At 60.1% G+C, this 22,906-nt stretch carries 23 protein-coding genes; 11 read left to right on the top strand and 12 right to left on the bottom strand.

Translation table 11 applies throughout. The annotated features are described in order from the left end of the window. Positions 1-194: 194 nt before the first annotated feature. The 7 genes from ACM6I7_RS18795 to ACM6I7_RS18765 all read left to right on the top strand — a co-directional run bounded on the left by ACM6I7_RS18795 (position 195) and on the right by ACM6I7_RS18765 (position 6,005). Positions 195-1,859, top strand: a complete 1,665-nt coding sequence (locus ACM6I7_RS18795) for an OFA family MFS transporter (protein ID WP_414889020.1) — start codon at positions 195-197, stop codon at positions 1,857-1,859. A gap of 264 nt (positions 1,860-2,123) precedes the next feature. After that, positions 2,124-2,717 (top strand): imidazoleglycerol-phosphate dehydratase HisB, encoded by a 594-nt coding sequence (hisB, locus tag ACM6I7_RS18790; protein WP_007909204.1) that lies wholly within the window; start codon positions 2,124-2,126, stop codon positions 2,715-2,717. Next, a complete protein-coding gene (gene hisH / locus ACM6I7_RS18785; protein ID WP_103368308.1) occupies positions 2,717-3,355 on the top strand; it encodes an imidazole glycerol phosphate synthase subunit HisH in 639 nt (212 codons plus the stop codon). Before hisB ends, hisH begins: the two co-directional genes overlap by 1 nt. After that, positions 3,356-3,616, top strand: a complete 261-nt coding sequence (locus ACM6I7_RS18780) for a DUF2164 domain-containing protein (protein ID WP_003220751.1) — start codon at positions 3,356-3,358, stop codon at positions 3,614-3,616. Positions 3,617-3,658: 42 nt separating this feature from the next. Next, on the top strand, positions 3,659-4,396 hold the full coding sequence (hisA, locus tag ACM6I7_RS18775; protein ID WP_095137961.1) for a 1-(5-phosphoribosyl)-5-[(5-phosphoribosylamino)methylideneamino]imidazole-4-carboxamide isomerase: 738 nt from the start codon (positions 3,659-3,661) through the stop codon (positions 4,394-4,396). A 9-nt stretch (positions 4,397-4,405) separates the two neighbouring features. Continuing rightward, complete coding sequence (gene hisF / locus ACM6I7_RS18770; RefSeq protein ID WP_007909211.1) at positions 4,406-5,176, top strand: imidazole glycerol phosphate synthase subunit HisF; 771 nt, start codon at positions 4,406-4,408, stop codon at positions 5,174-5,176. A 73-nt stretch (positions 5,177-5,249) separates the two neighbouring features. After that, positions 5,250-6,005 carry a substrate-binding periplasmic protein gene (locus ACM6I7_RS18765; RefSeq protein WP_414889019.1) on the top strand — a complete coding sequence of 252 codons (756 nt, stop codon included), beginning with the start codon at positions 5,250-5,252 and terminating at the stop codon, positions 6,003-6,005. Here ACM6I7_RS18765 and ACM6I7_RS18760 read toward each other — a convergent pair. From ACM6I7_RS18760 to gpmI, 6 genes are all read right to left on the bottom strand, one after another. Next, positions 5,986-7,290: a Vps62-related protein gene (locus tag ACM6I7_RS18760; RefSeq protein WP_414889017.1), complete on the bottom strand. Its 1,305-nt coding sequence runs from the start codon at positions 7,288-7,290 to the stop codon at positions 5,986-5,988. The two genes, ACM6I7_RS18765 and ACM6I7_RS18760, sit on opposite strands and share 20 nt — an antisense overlap. A gap of 206 nt (positions 7,291-7,496) precedes the next feature. Beyond that, the gene (locus tag ACM6I7_RS18755; RefSeq protein ID WP_414889016.1) at positions 7,497-8,975 is read right to left on the bottom strand and encodes a S1 family peptidase; all 1,479 of its coding nucleotides are present in this window, start codon (positions 8,973-8,975) and stop codon (positions 7,497-7,499) included. 130 nt (positions 8,976-9,105) lie between these two features. Next, positions 9,106-9,882, bottom strand: coding sequence for a divergent polysaccharide deacetylase family protein (locus tag ACM6I7_RS18750; protein WP_097086964.1), 777 nt, complete (start codon positions 9,880-9,882; stop codon positions 9,106-9,108). Positions 9,883-9,884: 2 nt separating this feature from the next. Continuing rightward, the gene (locus ACM6I7_RS18745; protein WP_027611261.1) at positions 9,885-11,204 is read right to left on the bottom strand and encodes a S41 family peptidase; all 1,320 of its coding nucleotides are present in this window, start codon (positions 11,202-11,204) and stop codon (positions 9,885-9,887) included. A 31-nt stretch (positions 11,205-11,235) separates the two neighbouring features. Next, a complete protein-coding gene (locus tag ACM6I7_RS18740; RefSeq protein ID WP_027611262.1) occupies positions 11,236-12,522 on the bottom strand; it encodes a murein hydrolase activator EnvC family protein in 1,287 nt (428 codons plus the stop codon). 251 nt (positions 12,523-12,773) lie between these two features. Continuing rightward, positions 12,774-14,300 (bottom strand): 2,3-bisphosphoglycerate-independent phosphoglycerate mutase, encoded by a 1,527-nt coding sequence (gene gpmI / locus ACM6I7_RS18735; protein WP_135294771.1) that lies wholly within the window; start codon positions 14,298-14,300, stop codon positions 12,774-12,776. A gap of 154 nt (positions 14,301-14,454) precedes the next feature. Here gpmI and ACM6I7_RS18730 point away from each other — a divergent pair, with 154 nt between their 5' ends. The 3 genes from ACM6I7_RS18730 to secB are packed head-to-tail and all read left to right on the top strand — an operon-like array spanning position 14,455 to position 15,667. Continuing rightward, complete coding sequence (locus ACM6I7_RS18730) at positions 14,455-14,868, top strand: rhodanese-like domain-containing protein (RefSeq protein ID WP_007961724.1); 414 nt, start codon at positions 14,455-14,457, stop codon at positions 14,866-14,868. A gap of 1 nt (position 14,869) precedes the next feature. Continuing rightward, entirely contained in the window at positions 14,870-15,124 is a 255-nt protein-coding gene (gene grxC / locus ACM6I7_RS18725) for a glutaredoxin 3 (RefSeq protein WP_003220774.1), read from the top strand. A gap of 57 nt (positions 15,125-15,181) precedes the next feature. After that, positions 15,182-15,667: a protein-export chaperone SecB gene (secB, locus tag ACM6I7_RS18720; RefSeq protein ID WP_027611264.1), complete on the top strand. Its 486-nt coding sequence runs from the start codon at positions 15,182-15,184 to the stop codon at positions 15,665-15,667. Positions 15,668-15,797: 130 nt separating this feature from the next. On the opposite strand, the gene trmL is transcribed toward secB, so the two are convergent. Next, positions 15,798-16,253 (bottom strand): tRNA (uridine(34)/cytosine(34)/5-carboxymethylaminomethyluridine(34)-2'-O)-methyltransferase TrmL, encoded by a 456-nt coding sequence (gene trmL / locus ACM6I7_RS18715; RefSeq protein ID WP_027611265.1) that lies wholly within the window; start codon positions 16,251-16,253, stop codon positions 15,798-15,800. On the opposite strand from trmL, the gene ACM6I7_RS18710 reads away from it, so the two are divergent. After that, positions 16,252-16,692 carry a hypothetical protein gene (locus ACM6I7_RS18710; protein WP_414889015.1) on the top strand — a complete coding sequence of 147 codons (441 nt, stop codon included), beginning with the start codon at positions 16,252-16,254 and terminating at the stop codon, positions 16,690-16,692. The genes trmL and ACM6I7_RS18710 overlap by 2 nt on opposite strands. A 519-nt stretch (positions 16,693-17,211) precedes the next feature. Here the strand turns inward: ACM6I7_RS18710 and ntrC are convergent. The 5 genes from ntrC to glnA all read right to left on the bottom strand — a co-directional run bounded on the left by ntrC (position 17,212) and on the right by glnA (position 22,780). Continuing rightward, on the bottom strand, positions 17,212-18,648 hold the full coding sequence (ntrC, locus tag ACM6I7_RS18705) for a nitrogen regulation protein NR(I) (protein ID WP_007961729.1): 1,437 nt from the start codon (positions 18,646-18,648) through the stop codon (positions 17,212-17,214). Beyond that, complete coding sequence (glnL, locus tag ACM6I7_RS18700) at positions 18,645-19,730, bottom strand: nitrogen regulation protein NR(II) (RefSeq protein WP_007961730.1); 1,086 nt, start codon at positions 19,728-19,730, stop codon at positions 18,645-18,647. Before glnL ends, ntrC begins: the two co-directional genes overlap by 4 nt. 231 nt (positions 19,731-19,961) lie before the next feature. Continuing rightward, a complete protein-coding gene (locus tag ACM6I7_RS18695; RefSeq protein ID WP_103368314.1) occupies positions 19,962-20,579 on the bottom strand; it encodes a DUF4124 domain-containing protein in 618 nt (205 codons plus the stop codon). Further along, entirely contained in the window at positions 20,576-21,088 is a 513-nt protein-coding gene (locus ACM6I7_RS18690) for a DUF4124 domain-containing protein (protein ID WP_115988402.1), read from the bottom strand. Before ACM6I7_RS18690 ends, ACM6I7_RS18695 begins: the two co-directional genes overlap by 4 nt. Before the next feature lie 285 nt (positions 21,089-21,373). Beyond that, the gene (gene glnA / locus ACM6I7_RS18685) at positions 21,374-22,780 is read right to left on the bottom strand and encodes a glutamate--ammonia ligase (protein ID WP_003220788.1); all 1,407 of its coding nucleotides are present in this window, start codon (positions 22,778-22,780) and stop codon (positions 21,374-21,376) included. Positions 22,781-22,906 lie beyond the last annotated feature (126 nt).

Below are 22,906 nucleotides of genomic sequence, written 5' to 3'. Positions count from 1 at the left end.
GACATGAAAAAGGTGATATCAGTTTGGTTTTTCTGTCACGTGCAAATGGTAACCTTCGCCGGTTCGTCCGTCCTTCTGCGACTTAACGTCGCGCCTTCAAGGAGCTTCACCCGAAAAAACGGTCATGCCTGCGTGCATAAAGGCCGAGGGTGAGCAGTGGCTGGCGAACCATACTAATAATTGGGGGATACACAATGAGCACGAGCATCACGGCGGACGGTCTTCGCGCCGACCAGCCTGCGTTCCTGTCCAAGGAACGCATCATCGCCAAGCCCGGTTTCAACCGCTGGCTGGTTCCACCGGCCGCTCTGGCCATCCACCTGTGCATCGGCATGGCCTACGGTTTCTCGGTGTTCTGGTTGCCGCTGTCCAAGGCATTGGGCGTCACGGCTCCGGTGGCTTGCGCACCGGACATGAGCTTCATCGCTCGGATCTTCTCTTCGCAATGCGACTGGCCGATCTCCATGCTCGGCTGGATCTACACCCTGTTCTTCATCTTCCTCGGCTGCTCGGCAGCAATCTGGGGTGGCTGGCTGGAACACGCCGGGCCACGCAAGGCCGGTGTGGTGTCGGCACTGTGCTGGTGCGGCGGTCTGCTGATCTCTGCACTGGGTATCTACACCCACCAGATCTGGCTGATGTGGATCGGCTCTGGCGTGATCGGTGGTATCGGTCTGGGCCTGGGCTACATTTCGCCGGTCTCGACCCTGATCAAGTGGTTCCCGGACAAGCGCGGCATGGCGACCGGCATGGCGATCATGGGCTTCGGTGGCGGCGCGATGGTCGGTGCACCGTTGGCGACTGCGCTGATGAGCCACTTCGCTTCGCCTGCCGGTGTCGGCGTGTGGCAAAGCTTCGTGGCCATGGCGGCGATCTACTTCGTGCTCATGATCGGTGGCGCCCTGGCCTACCGCGTGCCGCCAACCGGCTGGAAGCCTGAAGGCTGGACCGCTCCAGCGAAGAAAGCGTCGAACGCGATGATCACCCACCGTCACGTGCACGTGAATGTGGCGTGGAAAACCCCGCAGTTCCGTCTGGTGTGGCTGGTGCTGTGCCTGAACGTGTCGGCCGGTATCGGCATCCTCGGCATGGCCTCGCCACTGCTGCAGGAAGTGTTCGGCGGCAAGCTGCTGGGCGTCGACGTGCCGTTCGGTCAACTGGACGCCGGGCAACTGGCTTCGATCGCTGCGATCGCTGCCGGCTTCACCGGTCTGCTGAGCCTGTTCAACATCGGTGGCCGCTTCTTCTGGGCTTCGTTCTCGGACTACCTGGGTCGCAAAAACACTTACTTCGTGTTCTTCGCCCTCGGTTTTGCGCTGTACGCGCTGATCCCGAACATGGGCCATCTGGGCAACGTTGCGCTGTTCGTGGCGGCGTTCTGCATCATCCTGTCGATGTACGGCGGTGGTTTTGCGACCGTTCCGGCGTATCTGGCCGACCTGTTCGGCACGCAAATGGTCGGTGCGATCCACGGTCGTCTGCTGACTGCCTGGGCCGCCGCCGGCGTGCTCGGCCCGGTGCTGGTGAACTACCTGCGTGAGTATCAGTTGAGCATCGGCGTTGAACGCGCTGCCGCTTACGACATCACCCTGTACATCCTCGCCGGCCTGCTGGTGCTGGGTTTCCTGTGCAACCTGCTGGTGCGTCCGGTGGCTGACAAGTACTTCATGACCGACGCTGAGCTGGCTGCCGAACAGGCGCTGGGCCACGACAAAGGGGCTGATGCGAGCACCGTGCTGGAGTGGAAAGCCGCACCGGGCAGCAAGCCGCTGGCAATCGCTGCATGGCTGGTGGTGGGTATTCCGTTGGCGTGGGGTGTGTGGGTGACCCTGCAGAAGACGGCGGTACTGTTTCACTAAACAAAACGTAGTACCCCTGTAGGAGTGAGCCCTGCTCGCGATAGCGGTCTGACAGTCACGGAAATGTTGGCTGTCACGCCCTCATCGCGAGCAGGCTCACTCCTACAGTTGTTTTCGGGGTGCCTGTAATGGCTTGTATGGACATGTCTACCCGCGACAGCCGGGCGTTCTATCCGTCAGCCATCTCACGTCGCGTGTTTCTGTTTCGGCCCCGCGTGCCTATAATGGCTGCCTTTTTCGCCCAATGATTTTGCGGAGCTGGTGATGGCCGAACGTAAGGCGTCTGTCGAGCGCGACACTCTGGAAACCCAGATCAAAGCCTCGATCAACCTTGATGGCACCGGAAAGGCCCGATTCGATATCGGTGTTCCTTTTCTTGAGCACATGCTGGATCAGATCGCCCGTCACGGGTTGATCGACCTGGATATTGAATGCAAGGGCGATCTGCATATCGACGACCACCATACCGTGGAAGACGTCGGTATCACCCTCGGCCAGGCCTTCGCCAAAGCCATCGGCGACAAGAAAGGCATCCGTCGCTACGGCCACGCCTACGTGCCGCTCGATGAAGCGCTGTCGCGCGTGGTGATCGACTTCTCCGGCCGTCCAGGCCTGCAGATGCACGTGCCGTACACCCGCGCCACCGTGGGCGGCTTCGACGTCGACCTGTTCCAGGAATTCTTCCAGGGTTTCGTCAACCACGCCTTGGTCAGCCTGCACATCGACAACCTGCGTGGCACCAACACCCACCACCAGATCGAAACCGTGTTCAAGGCTTTCGGCCGGGCGCTGCGCATGGCCGTTGAGCTGGATGAGCGCATGGCCGGGCAAATGCCATCGACCAAAGGCGTTCTGTAATGCAGACGGTTGCAGTTATCGACTACGGCATGGGCAACCTGCACTCGGTGGCCAAGGCCCTCGAGCACGTTGGCGCCGGCAAGGTGCTGATCACCAGCGATGCCGACGTGATCCGCGAAGCCGACCGTGTGGTATTCCCCGGCGTAGGTGCGATTCGCGATTGCATGGCGGAGATCCGTCGCCTCGGGTTCGACGCGCTGGTGCGTGAAGTCAGCCAGGATCGTCCGTTCCTCGGCATCTGCGTCGGCATGCAAGCCCTGCTCGACAGCAGCGAAGAGAACGACGGCGTCGACTGCATCGGCCTGTTCCCGGGCGCGGTGAAGTTCTTCGGCAAAGACCTGCATGAAGATGGCGAGCACCTGAAAGTCCCGCACATGGGCTGGAATGAGGTGAAGCAGAAAGTCAGTCACCCGCTGTGGCACGACATTCCGGACATGGCGCGTTTCTACTTCGTGCACAGCTACTACATCGCTGCCGCCAATGCGCGGCAGGTAGTCGGTAGCGGTCATTACGGAGTCGATTTCGCTGCCGCGCTGGCCGAAGGCTCGCGTTTCGCCGTTCAATTCCACCCGGAGAAGAGCCATACCCATGGCCTGCAATTGCTGCAGAACTTCGCCGCGTGGGACGGTCGCTGGTAAATGGCTGCCAAGAAGTCCAAACCGCCGATCCTGACCCTCACTCCCGAACAGGAGAACGAGGCCAACCGCAAGATCCAGCGGTTCATGGAGGATCGGTTCGAACTTGACCTGGGTTCGTTCGAGGCGGCGGAAATTCTTGAGCTGTTTACCCGTGAAATTGCTCCGCACTATTACAACAGGGCGATTTTCGATGTGCAGACCCACCTCAAAGAGCGGTTTGAAAGCATCGAAAGCGACCTGTGGGCGCTCGAGAAAAACTGATTTCCGAGCCAAGCTGAACATTCAAATTTGAAGGTTTGCCAGATGCTGATTATTCCCGCTATCGATCTCAAGGACGGTGCCTGCGTACGTCTGCGCCAGGGCCGCATGGAAGATTCCACAGTGTTCTCCGATGACCCGGTGAGCATGGCTGCCAAGTGGGTGGAGGGCGGTTGCCGCCGTCTGCATCTGGTCGATCTGAACGGCGCGTTCGAAGGCCAGCCGGTCAACGGTGAAGTGGTTACCGCGATCGCCAAACGCTACCCGAACCTGCCGATCCAGATCGGTGGCGGTATCCGCTCGCTGGAAACCATCGAGCACTACGTCAAGGCGGGCGTCAGCTACGTGATCATCGGCACCAAAGCCGTTAAAGATCCGGCGTTCGTCGCTGAGGCCTGCCGCGCGTTCCCGGGCAAGATCATCGTCGGTCTGGATGCCAAAGACGGTTTTGTCGCTACTGATGGCTGGGCTGAAATCAGCACCGTGCAAGTCATCGATCTGGCCAAGCAGTTTGAAGCCGACGGTGTGTCCTCGATCGTTTATACCGACATCGCCAAAGACGGCATGATGCAGGGCTGCAACGTACCGTTCACCGCTGCGCTGGCTGCAGCGACGAAGATCCCGGTGATCGCCTCCGGCGGTATCCACAATCTGGGTGACATCAAGTCGCTGCTCGACGCCAAGGCGCCGGGCATCATCGGTGCAATCACTGGCCGGGCGATCTACGAAGGCACCCTCGACGTCGCCGAAGCGCAAGCTTTCTGCGATTCGTACCAAGGCTGAGGACTGACCATGGCGCTGGCCAAACGCATCATCCCTTGCCTGGACGTGGACAACGGCCGGGTCGTCAAAGGTGTGAAGTTCGAGAACATCCGCGATGCTGGCGACCCGGTGGAAATCGCTCGTCGCTATGACGAGCAGGGTGCCGACGAGATTACTTTCCTCGACATCACCGCCAGCGTCGATGGCCGCGACACCACGCTGCACACCGTCGAGCGCATGGCCAGCCAGGTGTTCATTCCACTGACCGTCGGCGGTGGCGTGCGCACCGTGCAGGACATCCGCAACCTGCTCAACGCCGGTGCGGACAAGGTCTCGATCAACACCGCAGCGGTGTTCAATCCGGAATTCGTCGGCGAAGCGGCGCAGCATTTCGGCTCGCAGTGCATCGTCGTCGCCATCGACGCGAAGAAGGTCTCCGGCCCGGGCGAAACCCCGCGCTGGGAAATCTTCACCCACGGCGGGCGCAAGCCGACCGGTCTCGACGCCGTCGAGTGGGCGAAGAAGATGGAAGGCCTGGGTGCCGGCGAGATCCTGCTGACCAGCATGGATCAGGACGGCATGAAAAATGGTTTCGACCTCGGCGTGACTCGCGCGATCAGCGATGCGCTGGGCATTCCGGTGATCGCTTCCGGCGGCGTCGGCAACCTGCAGCATCTGGCCGACGGCATCCTTGAAGGCCACGCCAGCGCGGTACTGGCGGCGAGTATTTTCCACTTCGGCGAATACACTGTGCAGGAAGCGAAAGCGTACATGGCCAAACGCGGCATCGTGATGCGCTAAACCGTACAGGCCAGTGGACAGCATGGCGTACCCAAGGCACTCTTGGGCACGCCATGGATTCCGGTAGCCCGACATGATCAAACGCCTGCTTCTTGTTCTCGCCAGTGCCTCTGTGTTGCTGCTCATCACGGCGCGGGCCGAAAACAGTCCCGACACCGATCTGGTGCTCCTCACCGAAAACTTTCCGCCCTACAACATGGCGAAAGACGGCAAGAATTTCGCCAAGGGCGAGAACATCAACGGCATTGCCGCCGACATCGTCCGCGAAATGTTCAAGCGCGCCGGGCTCACCTATAGCCTGACGCTGCGCTTCCCATGGGAGCGCGTCTACAAACTGGCGCTGGAAAACCCCGGTTACGGCGCCTTCGTGATGGCCCGCCTGCCGGACCGCGAAAACCTGTTCAAATGGGTCGGCCCGATCGGTCCGGACGACTGGATCATGTTGGCCAGGGCCGACAGCAAAATCACCCTCGACACCCTCAACGATGCGCGCAAATACAAGATCGGCGCCTACAAGGGCGACGCGATTGCCGAGACGCTGACCAAACAGGGCTTGAAGCCTATGGTCGTGCTGCGCGATCAGGACAACGCGAAAAAACTGGTCAATGGCCAGATCGACCTGTGGGCCACGGGTGATCCTGCCGGGCGCTATCTGGCGCGGCAGGACGGGGTCACTGGACTCAAGACCGTGTTGCGCTTCAACAGCGCCGAGTTATATCTGGCGCTGAACAAGGATGTGTCGGACGCAACGGTCGCCAGGCTGCAGGCGGCGCTGGATCAAATGCGCAAGGACGGGGTTGTCGACGAGATCATGGGGCGCTATCTGTAGCCGTCGGCAACGACTTGTCTGTTGCCTGGTGGGTGCATTCTTGCGGCGGAAACTGCAGCAGACTCAGGTTATCGTTCTGGGTGTAAGCCAGATTGATCCCCGCTTGCGAGCCGTCAGCACGACGCAGCTCGTAGAAACTCTCCAGCTGATAAACCGCGACGAATTTGCCTTTGCCGGCCATCGCGATCACATGGGTAACAAATGGAGTCTGCCAACCACTGGTTGACGTCTCGCTGTGAGTGAACTGGCTGTCCAGTCTTACCGAGAATGGAAGTGACGGAGGAGCGTCTGCCTTCGTTGCCCACGGGCTCACAAAACTGATCGCAGTAAGTTGAGTGAACAGACGCAGCGTCTTCGGATTCTGCAGCCGCTGCGCAGTCCACTTGAAAGCCCGTGCCTCCTCGCCTGTGTTGTGTCCGCTCCCAACCAAATAGTACTGGTCGGTTCTTTCCAGGCGATAAAACGGCGTGGTGCGTAATTGCTCAATTGGCGACAAGTCATCCTTGACCACGAACCATGGCAGCTCGATGACTTGGGCGAGGGTGGCCGCTCCCTTGGTTTCTGGGGCTTGCGCTGCGGAGAGCGTTGGTAGCTGTGGCGGTGACTGGATCAGCGGCGCGATCTGCATGCTTAGTGAATAGGCACCGACATTGCCCTCTGGCCGGTTGAAACTGCTGGCCGCAACAAATGTTCCCGGTGCGAAATGAATCTCTCCCGGCGGTGCATTGGGTGGTATGACACTCCATGCACTGAAGCTCTGCTTGGCGCCGCTGCCCCTGTCATTCCAGATCAGTTCGCCAACGTCCGAGGCGACCACCAGATCGGCGCGTACACAGCGAACCGCGTTGAGTGAAGGTTTTTCGTGATCATTGGAGCAGACCGCGCCCATGGCCACATAACCTTGCGGGGCGATCGGTCGCCATACGGCCCCGTCTTTCTTCGAGCCTGAGCCGGAATCTTTCCAGATCAGCTCGAAATCGTCCGGGCGCCTTAATGCCGGGCCCCTGGCCGGATCTGCACTGGGTGCATCGCCTTCGCAAACCACAGCTACCACGGTGCTGCCGTTAATGTTGTCGTGCCCGGCGACGAACACGTCGCCGAGCGGGAAATAGCCCGGCAATACATCCGGAGCCGGAGTCGGGCGCCAGAAGGCCGCGGGTTTAGCCCGTGAGCCGGTGCTGTCCCAGATGCGGTGAAACTCCGTGGTGAAATGGATCAGCAGATTGTCGTGGCGGATCGGCTCGATTTGTCTGGATGGCGCTGCGGCCTGGTCATGAATGGTCATGGTCACTCCTGATAGTTGAACGGCGACTCAAGGGAGTCGCGACCTGTTGCAGGTCTCACTATCGGTAATCGCAACCGGTCTCTGGCGGTAACTATGTATGACGTCGTGACCAGTTATTTCCAAAAAACCGTTCCTTGCCATGGGCAGCCTTGCGCTCCTGTTTTGCCTATTGATGCAGAAGCACAAGGCCTACGTTACTGGTCAGCTCAGGGGGCGCTGTTTTCGAGCGCTTCCCATTCCAGGATGTATTCCTTCAATTCTGAGCGCTGATTGTTGGGGTCGACAGCGTAAACGCAGAGTTTGAGGGGGAAGTTGCTTTGCGGGCGTAGCCAATTGGAGGTCACATGCCTATAACCCTGCGGGTCTTCGCAACTGACTTTTTCATCAAGGCCGCCTTTTACCTCGTATCGATCAAGACCCTCGTTCTTGCGTTCCGGCCACAGAATCAGTGCCCTGTTTATCTCTTTGTTAAACGAAGTCTCTATGGTCGGAACAGGCGTCGGGCCCGCATCAACCAGATAAGTGGGAACAGTGACGGCATTGCGATAAGTGCCTGCGGGTAATATGTCCTCAGTACTGTTTGTGGCGATGATGCAAAGGTTGCTAGGCCCGGTTTCAGGTCCCATCGGAACATTTAATCGAGTGGGCGCAGTGCCGGTGGTGATTGGCTGGCTGTAGTCTTGCGGAACTTCGCATTCGACCGGGTCCGACGTGCGTTTGGTCCGGATAAACCGGGTGCTGGCGGTTATTTCAAAGTTCCATTCTGGATAAACGTAGTTGCCCTGAGCGGTTACGCTGATCTTTGCATGCGTTGGCAGTTGGGCAGGCAGTCTGATAGAGGCTGCCGGAAATAATTCGCACACCTGCGGATCCGTATTGAGTTTGCCATCGATAAAGCAGTTGATGAAAACCGAGGTGGGACTGCCGTAACTGCCGCTCGGCATCTGACCGTATCCAGGCAGCGGCGTCAGATGGTGAGCCAAGGTCCCAAGGACGCCATAGACCTCGTTGGTCGCTCGAACGATGACCGGACTCCCCGAGCTTCCGGAAGCAATATCTTTGCATTGGTTGCTGACGGTATGCCGCCAAACCCAGGGCTTTTCGAAAATCGCCGGGGAGGGCATGTGGGTGCAGGCTGACATTTGTAATGGAGAGCCCACGGGTTTGTGCACTATCAGAATGTCGCTATCTTCTGCCGGCGCCTGCCGGGCCAGTTTCATGGGCGTGATGCCCTGAGCCAGAAGTTCGCCCTGTGACACTCCAAGCTCCAACAGAGCCAGGTCGACACCCTGAATACTGCTCCAGGCTACTTTCTGCAGAGAAACGGTCCTGGAGGCAGCAGTCGTATCGATGAAGCTGTTGAAGGTAATGCTGGCTTCGATAGGGTCATCTAGTCGCATGACCCCGTTTTCCTTGCCCACGCAGTGGGCGCTGGTCAGTGCATAGGCGGAATCGGACGGTCGAGAGCTGTTAGTGTCGATCAGGAAGGCGGTGCAGGAACCGTGCTCGCGGCTTTTGTACTCACCGATTCCCATCCAGTGGTTATTTTCGCCATCTTTGTTAGTCGGGTGTTGCGACGGTGAGAAGTTTTCAGCGCCCTTGCCGTAATCGACAGGGCTGGAACAGGCAGGAAGTGAGAAGGCCGTCAGTAATAAAAAGCTTGGGTGGATATATTTAAAGTTCATGGCCAGTCCTTGGCTAATATATGGGTGCAAGACTGGCGCAGAATAAGACAGTTAGGTTTGAGTCGGTTCTATAAGTTATTGCTGCTTATTTTGGTCGTAGAGGCTTATGAGAATTTAATAAGTTGATAGCTTAACGATAAATTCCATTTTTCCCGTGTGCAGCTGTCGCTTTGTTACTCCGCACGCTGATCATCTGCTTGATATCGATCCACTCGATGCCTTGCGCCTTGAGCTTCGGCAATTCACGTTCCAGCACCGCCAGCGTCTGCGGGTAAGGGTGGCCGATCATCACGGCCGAGCCCTGCTTGCGGGCCAGGCTGATCGCCGTCTGCAGCTGGTTGAAAATGGCGGCTTCGGTGCGTTCGTCATCGAGAAACACATCGCGCGAAACACTCGCCAGATCGATCTTCTGTGCTTGCCGCGCCGCCACGGTTTGCGCACTGGTGCGGCTGTCGACGAAGAACTTGTGCCGACGCTGCAACTCGCCCATCAGCCACGCCATCGCCACCGGCTGGGCGGTCATGCGACTGCCCATGTGGTTGTTGATGCCCGCCGTGTAGGGGACCATTTTGAACGCGGCGTCGAGGCGCTTTTGCAGCTCTTCGAGCGGCAGTTCGGGGTGCCAGGCGTACGGACCGGTGGCCGGATCCATCGGCATGTGCAGGATCACGATCTTGCCGGCGCGATGGGCTTCGCGGGCGAATTCGGTGGCGTGCGGGGTGTCGGGCATGATCGCCGTGGTCACTGGGCCGGGCAGAGCCAGCACACGGCGATCCCGGGGCAGGTTCTGCCCCAGGTCGTCGATGATCAGCGTCAGGTAGGCTTTTGGCGGTGGCGTCCTGGCGGGTTCTGCGTGAGCAGCACCCGCCAGATAGCACAGCAGGACGAAGAGCAAACGCAAAGACATCCTCAACGGCCGGACGTGATGCTCAAGCCCTTAAGCAGGCTCAGGGCCTGGGCCAACTGGTAATCGTCATCCTGCGGCATGGCCTTGGCCTTGGTGCCGGAACCGGTCGGCTTGTCTGCGCCGCCGTTGCCGTTGCCCAAGTGACCTTGCAGGTCGGCTTCCTTGAAGTAGTCGCCGTCCGCTTCGTTGGTGATCTTGGCCTTGCGCACTTCGATGTCCGGGACGATGCCCTGGGCCTGGATCGAGCGGCCGTTCGGCGTGAAGTACAGTGCCGTGGTGATCTTCAGCGCGCGGTCGTTGTTCAGCGGCAGCACGGTTTGCACCGAGCCCTTGCCGAAACTGGTGGTGCCCATGACTACCGCGCGTTTCTGATCCTGCAGGGCGCCGGCGACGATTTCCGAAGCGGAGGCGCTGCCACCGTTGATCAGCACGACCATCGGCACCGCTTCGCTTTCGTCTTTGCCGGTGGCGGAGAAGCGCAGTTCGGAGTTGGCGATCCGGCCTTTGGTATAGACGATCAGGCCTTTCTTGATGAAGTGGTCGACCACTTCCACTGCCGCCTGCAACACGCCGCCCGGGTTGTTGCGCAGGTCGAGGATGATGCCGTTGAGCTTTTTGCCGTTGTCCTTGCGCAGCTTGGCCAGGGCCTTGGAGACCTCTTCGCCGGTCTTGACCTGGAACTGGGTGATGCGGATGTAGCCGTAGCCCGATTCCAGCAGCTGCGCCTTGACGCTCTTCACCTGAATCACGGCGCGGGCCAGGGTCACATCGAACGGCGTGCCACCGTCGCGCACCAGGGTCAGGGTGATCTTCTGGCCGATCTTGCCGCGCATCTTGTCCACGGCTTCGGTCATGGTCTGGCCGCGAGTTGGCGCACCGTTGATCTTGACGATGAAGTCACCGGCCTGGATGCCAGCCTTCGACGCCGGGGTGTCGTCGATCGGCGAGACGACCTTGATGAAACCGTCTTCGGAGCCGACTTCGATGCCCAGGCCGCCGAATTCGCCGCTGGTGCTTTCCTGCAGTTCGGTGAAGTCTTCAGGGCCGAGATACGCGGAGTGCGGATCGAGGTTGCTGAGCATGCCCTTGATCGCGTTTTCCAGCAGGGTCTTGTCATCCACCGGCTCGACATACGCCGCCTTGATCCGGTCCATGACCTCGGCAAAGGTGCGCAACTCTTCCAACGGCAACGGGGCCTTGGCGGTCGCGGCAGTGCCTGCCGGAGCGACGGCCGGGGCCGGTTGAGCGGCGAACGCCAGAGGCGCGCCGATCACCAGGGCGATCGTCAGGGCCAGCGAGGTAAGGCGGGACAAATGCAGCATGTCGAACGAACTCCTGAATTAGGCGACGCGCTTATCCTTGCGCGTGACACCATTGCGCCGGATCACTCGGGTGACCCTGCTGACGAATTGCGAAATACAGCGCTGGTGTGTCCTGACCGCCACTGTTACCCACAGTGGAGATCGACTCACCGGCTTTTACCACGTCACCGGCCGACTTGAGCAGTGTCTGGTTGTGACCGTAAAGACTCAGATAACCATTGCCGTGATCAAGGATCACCAGCAGCCCGGCGCCACGCAACCAGTCGGCGAACACCACGCGCCCGCCATGCACGGCATGCACTTGGCTGCCGGCAGCGGCGCTGATCATCACACCATCCCACTTGGTGCGGGCATCGTCGCCACGGCTTTCGCCGAAGCGTGCCAGCAATCGACCATCAACCGGCCACGGAAGTTTTCCCCGGGTTGCAGCAAAAGGGCCGCCGAAGGTCTCACCGCTGCTGGACACCAGCGCGCCGGGGGTTGATTTGACGGGTTTTCGTGGGGCGTCGCTGTTGTCAGCCTGCGCCTCACGCAAACGCTTTTTTTCCGCTTCCTGCTGGGCGATCAGCGCTTTCTGCCGCGCTTCTTCTGCCTCACGGGCCTGACGGGCCAGGGTTTCTTCAATGGTTTTAAGGACTTTAGACAGGTCTGCCTGATCCTGCTCGCGGGCGGCCAGTTTCTGGTCGCGGGCTTTCACGTCATCGTTGAGCTTGGCGAGGACTTGCTGGCGTTCCTTGCGGACTTTTTCCAGCTCGTCGCGCTGGGTGTCGAGGCTGCTTTTCTGCACCAGCAATTGCGCCTGCTGCATGGCGATGTCTTTTTCGACATTGGCCAGTTGGCGCAGGGTTTCGTTGAAGTTCTTCAACTGCTCCAGGCGGGCCTGGCTCAGGTAATCGTAATAGGTGAGGGTGCGGGCGAATTTCTCGGGATTCTGCTGGTTGAGCAGCAGCTTGAGGTATTCCTGACGGCCATTCTGGTAGGCCGCGCGGGCCTGGATGGCGATCAGTCGCTGCTGTTCAGTGCGCGCGCTCTGGAGTTTTTTTTTCTCCGCATCGAGCCGCTGCAGCTCGGATTCGCTTTTTTTCAACTCTTTCTGCAGGGCATCGACCTGCTTCTCGAGCTTGCCCATCTCGGTTTCAGTGCCCTTGAGCTCTTTCTGCACACCGGATTTTTCTTCCTGCAGCTTGCCCAGCAGCTTTTTCAGCTCGGCAATGTCCTGACGCGTGGCATCCAACTGCTGTTGGGTTTGCGCGCGCTCGTCAGCGAAGGCCGGTTGGAGCAGGCAGGTCAGAGCGAGGGCGATCAGGACGCGGAGCATAGAGGCGGGCGGCACCAGGGTAATGGACGGCCTAGTATGCCCGCCCGAGGCTGCAAAAAAAACGCCCAATTGGGCTTGTGTGATAACTGGAGCGGCGCAGAGGCCCATTTCCATTTCGAAAACCCCATAAACCACTGTGGGAGCTGGCTTGCCAGCGATGGCGTCTGCACATTCAACATAGCTGTTGGCTGTCAGATTGCTATCGCTGGCAAGCCAGCTCCCACAGGGTTTGGCGGTGTTTGATCTGGCGATTACACCAGAATCGAAGTCCCCGTCATTTCCGCCGGTTTTTCCAGGCCAAGCAGCATCAGCATGGTCGGCGCGACGTCCGCCAGTACGCCGCCTTCACGGACCTTGAGGTCACGCTTGCCGACATAAATGAACGGCACCGGCTCGGTGGTGTGCGCGGTGTGCGCCTGGTGGGTTTCTTCATCGGCCATTTTTTCGACGTTGCCGTGGTCGGCGGTGATCAACGCTTCGCCGCCAACCTTTTCCAGCGCCTCGACGATGCGCCCGACGCAGGTGTCCAGGCATTCCACGGCTTTTACCGCAGCGTCGAACACGCCGCTGTGGCCGACCATGTCGCCGTTGGCGTAGTTGACCACGATCACGTCGTAACGCTGATGCTCGATGGCGTCGACGATGCGGTCGGTGACCTCGGGTGCGCTCATTTCCGGTTGCAGGTCGTAGGTGGCGACTTTCGGCGACGGGATCAGGATGCGCTCTTCACCCGGGAACGGCTCTTCGCGGCCGCCGGAGAAGAAGAAGGTCACGTGCGCATATTTTTCGGTTTCGGCGATGCGTAGCTGGGTCTTGCCGTTTTTCGCCAAATAGTCGCCAAGCACGTTTTCCAGGCTGCCCGGAGCGAAAGCCGCCGGGGCCGGGATGCTGGCGGCGTATTGGGTCAAGCCCACGTACTGCACTTTTGGCTGGCGCGTGCGCTCGAATTCCTTGAAATCGTCTTCGACAAATACGCGGCTCAGTTCGCGGGCACGGTCGGCGCGGAAGTTCATGAACACCACGGCGTCGCCGTCTTCGACCTTGACCGGCTCGCCGATGGTGGTGGCTTTGACGAATTCGTCGCTCTCGCCACGGGCGTAGGCGGCGTCGAGGCCTTCCTGAGCGGTGGCGGCGTTGAATTCGGCGTTGCCGTCAACGATCAGGTTGTAGGCCTGAGATACGCGGTCCCAACGGTTGTCACGGTCCATCGCGAAGTAGCGACCGATGAGGCTGGCGATGCGGCCCTTGCCGAGCGCCTGGAAGGTCGCGTCGAGCAGTTCGATCGACGAAGCGGCGCTTTTCGGCGGCGTGTCGCGACCGTCGAGGAAGGCGTGCAGGTAGATTTTCTCGGCGCCGCGCTTGAAGGCCAGTTCGGCCATGGCGATCAGGTGATCCTGGTGGCTGTGCACGCCGCCATCGGACAGCAGACCCATGAAATGCACGGCTTTGCCGGCGGCCACGGCTTTATCCACGGCAGCGCAGATGGTCGGGTTGTCGAAGAACTCACCGTCGCGGATCGCTTTGGTCACGCGCGTGAAGTCCTGATACACCACGCGCCCGGCGCCGAGGTTCATGTGGCCGACTTCGGAGTTGCCCATCTGGCCGTCCGGCAGACCAACGTCCATGCCGCTGCCCGAGATCAGGCCGTTCGGCACCGTGGCCCACAGACGATCGAGCACAGGCTTCTTCGCCGCATACACGGCATTGGATTCGTGGCTGTCACTGTGACCGAAGCCGTCGAGAATCATCAGGACCAAAGGTTTAGGCGTGGTAGTCATGGAATCCACTCGTGGCTAATAAAGAAGAGGGCGATGGAAAAGGGAGTGGCGAGTTTAATGCTTAGTTCCGACCACGTCACCGCCGGACGGGGTTTGGCCCACCATAGTGGCTGTGTATACTGGCCGACATTTTAACGCCCTGGAACCTCCTTCGATGGTTGCTCACCTGATTGAATTTGCCACTAACCACTACATTCTTGTCGGTATCTTCGTCGTACTGCTGGCTCTGCTGCTGGCGCACACGATGCAGGGCGGCGGTAAAAGCCTGAGCACCGGCGAACTGACCGCACTGGTCAACAAGGACGCAGGCGTGGTGGTGGACATCCGTCCGGCGAAAGATTACGCCGCCGGCCATATCGTTGGCGCGATCAACATTCCTCAAGACAAACTGGCTGCGCGTACCGGCGAGCTGGAAAAGCACAAGGCCAAGACCATCATTCTGGTCGACGCCCTGGGCCAGACCGCTGGCACCCACGCTCGCGAGCTGATGAAGTCCGGCTTCACTGCCGCCAAGCTGTCCGGCGGGATCTCCAGCTGGAAAGGCGACAACCTGCCGCTGGTGAAGTGATATGAGCGAAGTCATCGTCTACTCCAGCGACTACTGCCCTTATTGCATGCGAGCCAAGCAATTGCTCGCGAACAAAGGTGTGGCCTTCGAAGAGATCAAGGTCGATGGCAAGCCGCAGATTCGTGCTGCCATGAGCCAGAAGGCCGGACGCACGTCGGTGCCGCAGATCTGGATCGGCGAAAAGCACATCGGCGGTTGTGATGATTTGTATGCCCTGGAGCGCGCCGGCAAGCTCGACGCGTTGCTCAAGGCCTGAACGGCTGCACCCACGTACAGCACTCCCTAAAAGACCCAAGATCAGAAAGGATCTGAGATGACTGACCAACAGAACACTGCAGCCAGCGAAGAAGAAACCGCACCGCAATTCTCCTTGCAGCGCATCTACGTACGCGATCTGTCCTTCGAAGCCCCGAAAAGCCCGGCGATCTTCCGCCAGCAGTGGGACCCGACCGTCGGTCTGGACCTGAACACCCGTCAGAAAGAACTGGAAGGTGATTTCTACGAAGTGGTACTGACCCTGTCCGTGACCGTGAAAAACGGCGACGAAGTGGCTTTCATCGCTGAAGTGCAACAGGCCGGTATCTTCCTGATCAAGAACCTCGACGCGGCTTCGATGAGCCACACTCTGGGTGCGTTCTGCCCGAACATCCTGTTCCCGTACGCGCGCGAAACCCTGGACAGCCTGGTGACTCGTGGTTCGTTCCCGGCCCTGATGCTGGCGCCGGTGAATTTCGACGCCCTGTACGCGCAAGAGCTGCAGCGCATGCAGGAAGCTGGCGAGACGCCGACCGTTCAGTAAGTATCTGAGCGACGACGCAAGTCCAATGTGGGAGCGGGCTTGCTCGCGAAAGCGCAGTCTCAGGCGACATCAATGTCATCTGATCCGACGCCTTCGCGAGCAAGCCCGCTCCCACATTTGTTATCCGGTGTTATTTGAAGTCGTTCTGCCGCCACGCTTCGTACACGGCCACCGCCACAGTGTTGGACAGGTTCAGGCTGCGGCAGCCTTCACGCATCGGCAGGCGCAGGCGCTGTTCGGCGGGCAGGGCGTCGAGCACTTCCGCCGGCAGGCCACGGCTTTCCGGGCCGAAGATGAACGCATCGCCCGGGACGAACGCGGCGTCGTGAAACGGCCGCGAGCCCTTGGTGGTGAACGCGAACAGCCGTGGGTTGCCGAGGCTTTCCAGGCAACTGGCGAGGTCGGCGTGGCGCTGCAACGTGGCATATTCGTGGTAGTCGAGACCGGCCCGGCGCAAGCGCTTGTCGTCCATCTCGAAACCCAGCGGTTCGATCAAATGCAGGTGGCAGCCGCTGTTGGCGCACAGCCTGATAACGTTGCCGGTGTTCGGCGGAATTTCTGGTTGAAAAAGGATGACGTGAAACATGCACGGCTCCGAAGGTAAAGATGACGCGCATTCTACGCCGCAAGCCGACCCGCGTTCGAAACTATTCCCGCGGGTGATCGGTTCGCTGGCGATTGTCGGCGTGATGGTCGGCTTGATGATCGGTCGCCTGACCACGCCGGACCCCAGCGTGCTGCAGCAGGTCGACGTGACCGGTGACGGCCTGGTGGTGTGGTTCAGCAACGAACCGAAGCTGCACGGTGAAATCATCGATGGCACGGTGGCCCTGTTGTTTCAGGCAGAGGGCAAGGCGCAAAAGGGTCAGCTCAAGCTCAACGGCAAGGACGTGAACTGGCGAACGCGCTTGAGTGACGGTGGGCTGTTGCTGACGGTGCTGGCGGCGCGGCCGCTGCAGGGGGACTGGGCCGGGAGCAAGGTCGATGACCGCTGGCGGCTGGAGATCCATCTCCGGGGGCAATAAAAGCGGGAATCCCCGGCCTGCCTGTACCAGGGTTCCCAAAACGGGGTGGACTTCGCTGAGAGCGTCGGTCCGGTGTAAAGAGGGAACCCCCGGCCTGCCTGTACCAAGGATCCCAAAAGGGTGGGTTCGCCGCGTTGCGGTTTGAACCCGGTGTAAAGAGGGGAATCCCCGGCCTGCCTGTACCAAGGTCCCCGAAACGGGTGGTGAATCGAATCACCTGTGAGGGTTATTGCAGGCGGCGTGCCAGTTTTAGTATTTCGAAACAGAAAAAAGATTCAGATGCGCGAAAGCCCCGTAAATCGGGGCTTTCGCGTTTTTACTGGTCGGTTTTTTCAGTCTTGCCTGAATGGTTTTTGCACCGGCTGCGATGCCCGATCACGGGTCAAAGTGCATTAGGTTGGTGCACGGCGGGGCCACTGTGGGAGCGGGCTTGCTCGCGAAGGCGTCGCGTCAGTCACTGATACGTTTCATGAACAGCGCTTTCGTGAGCAAGCCCACTCTCACAGAGGGCGTGGTTGATCAGCCCTCATCCCCCTCATCATCATCCCCACCGTCCACTTTCATCCCCAATTCCTTGATCTTGCGCGTCAGGGTATTACGCCCCCAGCCGAGCAATACCGCCGCATCACGACGGCGACCGGCCGTGTGCTTCAGTGCGGTCTCGATCATGATCCGCTCGAACGCCGGCACCGCGCTGTCGAGCAGGCTCGACTGGCCGCGGGCCAACGCTTGATCGGCCCACTGGCGCAGCGCCTGCTCCCAGTTGGTCACTGGCGCCGAGTCCTGCGGCAGGCTCAGCAGTTCCGGTGGCAGGTCACTGATGTGCACTTCGCGTCCGGAGGCCATCACGGTGATCCAGCGGCAGGTGTTCTCCAGCTGCCGCACGTTGCCCGGCCATGGCAGGTTCTTCAGGTATTCCTCGGTCTCGCTCTTGAGCAGCTTCGGCTCCACCGCCAGTTCTTGCGCGGCGCGGCTGAGGAAGTGCTTGGCCAGGGTCGGGATGTCTTCGCGACGGTCCGACAGGCGTGGAATGTGGATGCGGATCACGTTGAGGCGGTGGAACAAGTCCTCACGGAATTTCCCGGCATGCACCAGGGTTTCCAGATTCTGGTGAGTTGCAGCAATGATCCGCACGTCGACCTTGACCGGCACATGGCCGCCGACGCGATAGAACTCGCCGTCGGCCAGCACCCGCAGCAAACGGGTCTGGGTATCTGCCGGCATGTCGCCGATTTCGTCGAGGAACAGCGTGCCGCCGTCAGCCTGTTCAAAGCGCCCGCGACGCAGGTTGGCCGCGCCGGTGAATGCGCCTTTTTCGTGGCCGAACAGCTCGGATTCCATCAGGTCCTTGGGGATCGCCGCCATGTTCAGCGCGATGAACGGCGAGGCCGCGCGCGGGCTGTGGCGGTGCAGGGCGTGGGCCACCAGTTCTTTACCGGTGCCGGATTCGCCGTTGATCAACACGGTGATGTTGGAGTGGCTCAAGCGGCCGATGGCGCGAAACACCTCCTGCATCGCCGGCGCTTCGCCGATGATTTCCGGGGTGCGGGTCAGCGCCGGCACCACTTCCAGGCCTTGCTGCTCTTGCGCATGCTGATTGGCGCGCTTGACCAGCGATACCGCCTCGTCGACGTCGAATGGCTTCGGCAAGTATTCGAAAGCACCGCCCTGGTACGAGGCCACCGCGCTGTCCAGGTCGGAGTGCGCGGTCATGATGATCACCGGCAGCCGTGGGTGCTGTTCGCGGATACGTGCCAGCAGGTCGAGGCCACTGGCGCCCGGCATGCGGATGTCGGAAATGATCACATCAGGCTGCTGACGGGCCAGACGACTCATCACGCCGTCGGCGCTGTCGAAGCTCTGCGTGGTCATGCCTTCCTGCTGCAAGGCCTTTTCCAGAACCCAACGGATAGAACGGTCGTCATCGACGATCCACACGGTTTCACTACGGCTCATGTCGATGTGGCTCCTTGTTCCAGTGGCAGAAAGATCGAGAACGTGGTGTGGCCGGGGTGGCTGTCACACTCGATCAGGCCCTGGTGCTGGCTGATGATGTTCTGGGTGATGGCCAGGCCTAGCCCGGTACCGTCCGGGCGGCCGCTGACCATGGGAAAGAAGATGGTTTCCTGAAGTTCTGCAGGGATCCCCGGGCCGTTGTCGATGATCTCGATCTTGGTCACCAGGCGATGACGGACGTGGCCGATGGTGAACTGGCGCATGGTCCGGGTGCGCAGGCTGATGCGGCCCAGACGCAGCTCGTTCTGGCTGCTGATCGCCTGCATCGCGTTGCGCACGATGTTCAGTACGGCCTGAATCATTTGTTCGCGGTCGATCAATACGTCGGGAATGCTCGGGTCGTAGTCGCGCACCAAGGTGATGCAGCCCTGGCTTTCCGCTTCGACCAGTTGGCAGACGCGTTCGAGCACTTCGTGAACGTTGCACAACGCCAGCGACGGCAGCTTGTTCGAGCCGAGCATGCGGTCGACCAGATTGCGCAGGCGGTCGGCCTCTTCAATGATCACGTTGGTGTAGTCGCGCAGGCTGTCTTCCGGCAGTTCGCGGGCCAGCAACTGCGCGGCGCCCCGGATGCCGCCGAGCGGGTTCTTGATCTCGTGAGCGAGGCCGCGCACCAGCATCTTGCTGGTTTCCTGCTTGGACAGTTGCGCCTCTTCCTTGGTGATCCGCAGCAGGCGATCACGTGGGTGCACCTCAAGCAAAAGCATGGTCGCGCCGTTGCTGAGGATCGGCGTCACTGCGTAGTCCACGGTCAGAGTCTGGCCGGTGAGGGCGGTGAGCATCGCTTCGCGCTTGGTGAAAGGGTGTGCCTGTTCGACCGCCTGACGCAGCGAGTTGAGCGCCTCGGTGGACTCGGTGAACAACTCGCTGATGAACTGTCCATGGCTACGCTGACCGCTGATGGCCAGCAGCATCTCGGCCGCCGGGTTCATGTACTCAAGGCGCAGTTCGGCATCGAGCAGAATGGTAGCGGTGGTCAGGTTGTCGAGCAGCAAACGGTGGATTGCGTCGCTAATAGTCATCGGAGCCTCTTTTGGGGGCGGAGCGTGCGCAAGAAGCAGGCGTCGTTAAACGGAAAATGCAAAAACCAAACCAAGGCTCCGAAAAGAAGCGTTCAACCCGTGAAACAGGCGTTTGACGCTCGTTTGAGTGGCAGGGTGCCAGCTCGAACGGGAAGTTTCGAACCAAAATGGGTTGGAATCTGGGTACGGTGCAGCCTATTGCACCAATATAGTGCGTAAAGCTGAATGGCGTTAGAAGAAGCGCAGGAAGGGATTTTTTTCTTCGGCGGGTTTGTCTTTCAGCGGACATTCCGGGCGCACGCCGTAGTCCTCGCTGACGCAGGGTTTGACCTGTCGTTTCTGCGCCAGCGAGATGCGTAGCATGTGGAATGGCTGGTTGGCGGTGCGCTCGACAGTGCGACCCTGCTCATCAAGGATTTCCACCGACAGGTTGTGACTGCCGCGGTCGATGTTGCTCAGCGGGAATACCGGACTAAGTCCCGGCTCGCCAGTGGCCTGGCCGTCCAGCAGCAGGCGATAGCGATGGCCCTGCTGTAAGCCAGGTTCGCTGGTGACACTGACGATCACCTCGCCCGCGCTGCTGCGAAGGGTCGCATCCGGCTCGGGGATCAGGATGCGCAGCATGTCGTAGTGAAACGGTGGTTGTTCCGCGACCTTTTTTACAGCGCTGATCGGTGCTGCAGCCGTGGGGTTGGCCGACATGCGATTGCTGGTGGCGATAGGCACGCGCTTGGCGTTGCCGCGCGGCTGGTCGGTGTAGACGCGATTGCCCTGCGCGTCGACATAGGTGAAGACCTCTGCCGAAACGGGCAGGGCGAACAGGCACAGGATCAGCCAGAAATTTCTCACGGCTTGTGCACCCGCTGTACGGTGAACACCACCGCCGGGCTCTGCTGGATGATCGCTTCGCCGTCGATCACCTGCACCGCGAGACGATGCTCGCCGCGATCGACATTCACCAATTGCAGGATCGGCACGTTGCTCGGCTGGCCATAAGGTGTGTCGTCCAGCACCAGCCTTAACTGGTGCGGCGCCTGCAGGCGCGGCTTGATCAGCACATTGACAGTGAAGGTGCCGTTGTTGGCGCGCAGCGCTTCTTCGCTGGGCAGGCCGGTCAGCTCCAACACCTCGTAGGCACTGCGTGCCGCGGGGCGTGTGTCGGTGCTTGAAGGCGTTGGCGCGCTCGGTGCCTGTGGCTCGACGCGGTTGAGTGGCGGCAACTCGACCGGCTGCGCCTGAACACCGTCCGGCGAGTGATCGCTGTAAACCGTGTTGCCATTGGCATCGGTGTACTTGTAGATCTGCGCGGCGGCGGGCAGGGCGATCAGCAGCAGGATGTAGAGAAAGGTGCGACCCATGAAATCGACCGGGAAAGAAAGCGATGGGGTGCAGCATAGGCCAGGTGCGGCGGTTGGCCCAACCCAGGATATATCCGGAGATCATTCAGACGCCAAAAATCCCTGTGGGAGTGGGCTTGCTCGCGAAGGCGGCGTATCAGTCGCCATCCCTGTCAATGACCCACCGCCTTCGCGAGCAAGCCCGCTCCCACAGGGGTTTTGCGTAGTTTCATAAATCGTGGGCAATAAAAAGGCCTCCCGAAGGAGGCCTCTTATTGTCACGCCGCGTAGCGCGGCGCTACCGGATCAGCAGCTGTAGTACAGCTCATATTCCAGTGGGTGTACGAAGGTACGGACCTTGATTTCTTCTTCGGATTTCAGCGCGATGTAAGCGTCGATGAAGTCGTCGGAGAACACGCCGCCCTTGGTCAGGAACGCACGGCCCTTGTCCAGCTCTTCCAGGGCTTCTTTCAGGCTGCCGCAAACTTGTGGGATCTCTTTCGCCTCTTCAGGCGGCAGGTCGTACAGGTTTTTGTCAGCGGCATCGCCTGGGTGGATCTTGTTCTGGATACCGTCCAGACCGGCCATCAGCAGTGCTGCGAAAGCCAGGTACGGGTTGGCAGCCGGATCCGGGAAGCGTGCTTCGATACGACGGCCGCGTGGGCTGTTGACGTAAGGAATACGGATCGAGGCGGAACGGTTGCGAGCCGAGTAGGCCAGCATCACCGGCGCTTCGAAACCTGGCACCAGACGCTTGTAGGAGTTGGTAGCCGGGTTGGTGAAGCCGTTCAGGGCCTTACCGTGCTTGATGATACCGCCGATGAAGTACAGGGCGGTTTCGGACAGGCCGGCATAGCCTTCGCCCGCGAAGGTGTTCTTGCCGTCTTTGGCGATGGACATGTGCACGTGCATGCCCGAGCCGTTGTCGCCGTACAGTGGCTTCGGCATGAAGGTCGCGGTGCGGCCGTAAGCGTCGGCTACGTTGTGGACAACGTATTTCAGAGTCTGAACTTCGTCAGCTTTCTTCACCAGGGTGTTGAACTTGACACCGATTTCGTTCTGACCGGCAGTCGCCACTTCGTGGTGGTGAACTTCAACGGTCTGGCCCATCTCTTCCAGTGCGTTGCACATGGCAGTACGGATTTCGTGGTCGTGGTCGAACGGCGGAACCGGGAAATAGCCGCCTTTGATACCAGGGCGGTGGCCTTTGTTGCCGCCTTCGATGTCCTGGTCGGACATCCACGAGCCTTGTTCGGAGTAGATCTTGAACATCGAGCCGGAGATGTCCGACTTGAACTTCACTTCGTCGAAGATGAAGAATTCTGGTTCTGGGCCAGCGAAGACGGTGTCACCGATACCGGTGGTCTTCAGGTATTCCTCGGCGCGGTGAGCGATGGCGCGCGGGTCGCGATCGTAACCTTGCATGGTCGACGGTTCGATGATGTCGCAAACCAGGATCAGGGTTGCGTCTTCGGTGAACGGGTCGAGAACGGCAGTATCGTCGTCCGGCAGCAGGATCATGTCGGAGGCTTCGATGCCTTTCCAGCCAGCGATGGAGGAACCGTCGAACATCTTGCCGACTTCGAAGAAGTCGTCTTCCAGCGCATCGCGAGCCGGCATGGTCACGTGGTGCTGAGTGCCTTTGGTGTCCGTGAAGCGCAGATCAATCCACTTGACGTCATGATCTTTGATGAGTTGAACCGACTTCGACATAGTGTCCTCCGGGTGGCTTAGGGCTTGGTAGTGGATGCCCTTAATAGGGGTGATGCCGGCGCAGATACTCTGCCAAGGCAACCTGCCTCACAAGGGAGCAAATTGCATGCCAGTGCCCCAGCATGG

Source organism: Pseudomonas sp. IT-93MI4, from assembly GCF_949767635.1.
GTDB lineage: Bacteria > Pseudomonadota > Gammaproteobacteria > Pseudomonadales > Pseudomonadaceae > Aquipseudomonas > Aquipseudomonas putida_A.
The sequence above is the reverse complement of the archived record's forward strand: the minus strand, read 5'-3'. Positions and strand labels throughout refer to the sequence as shown.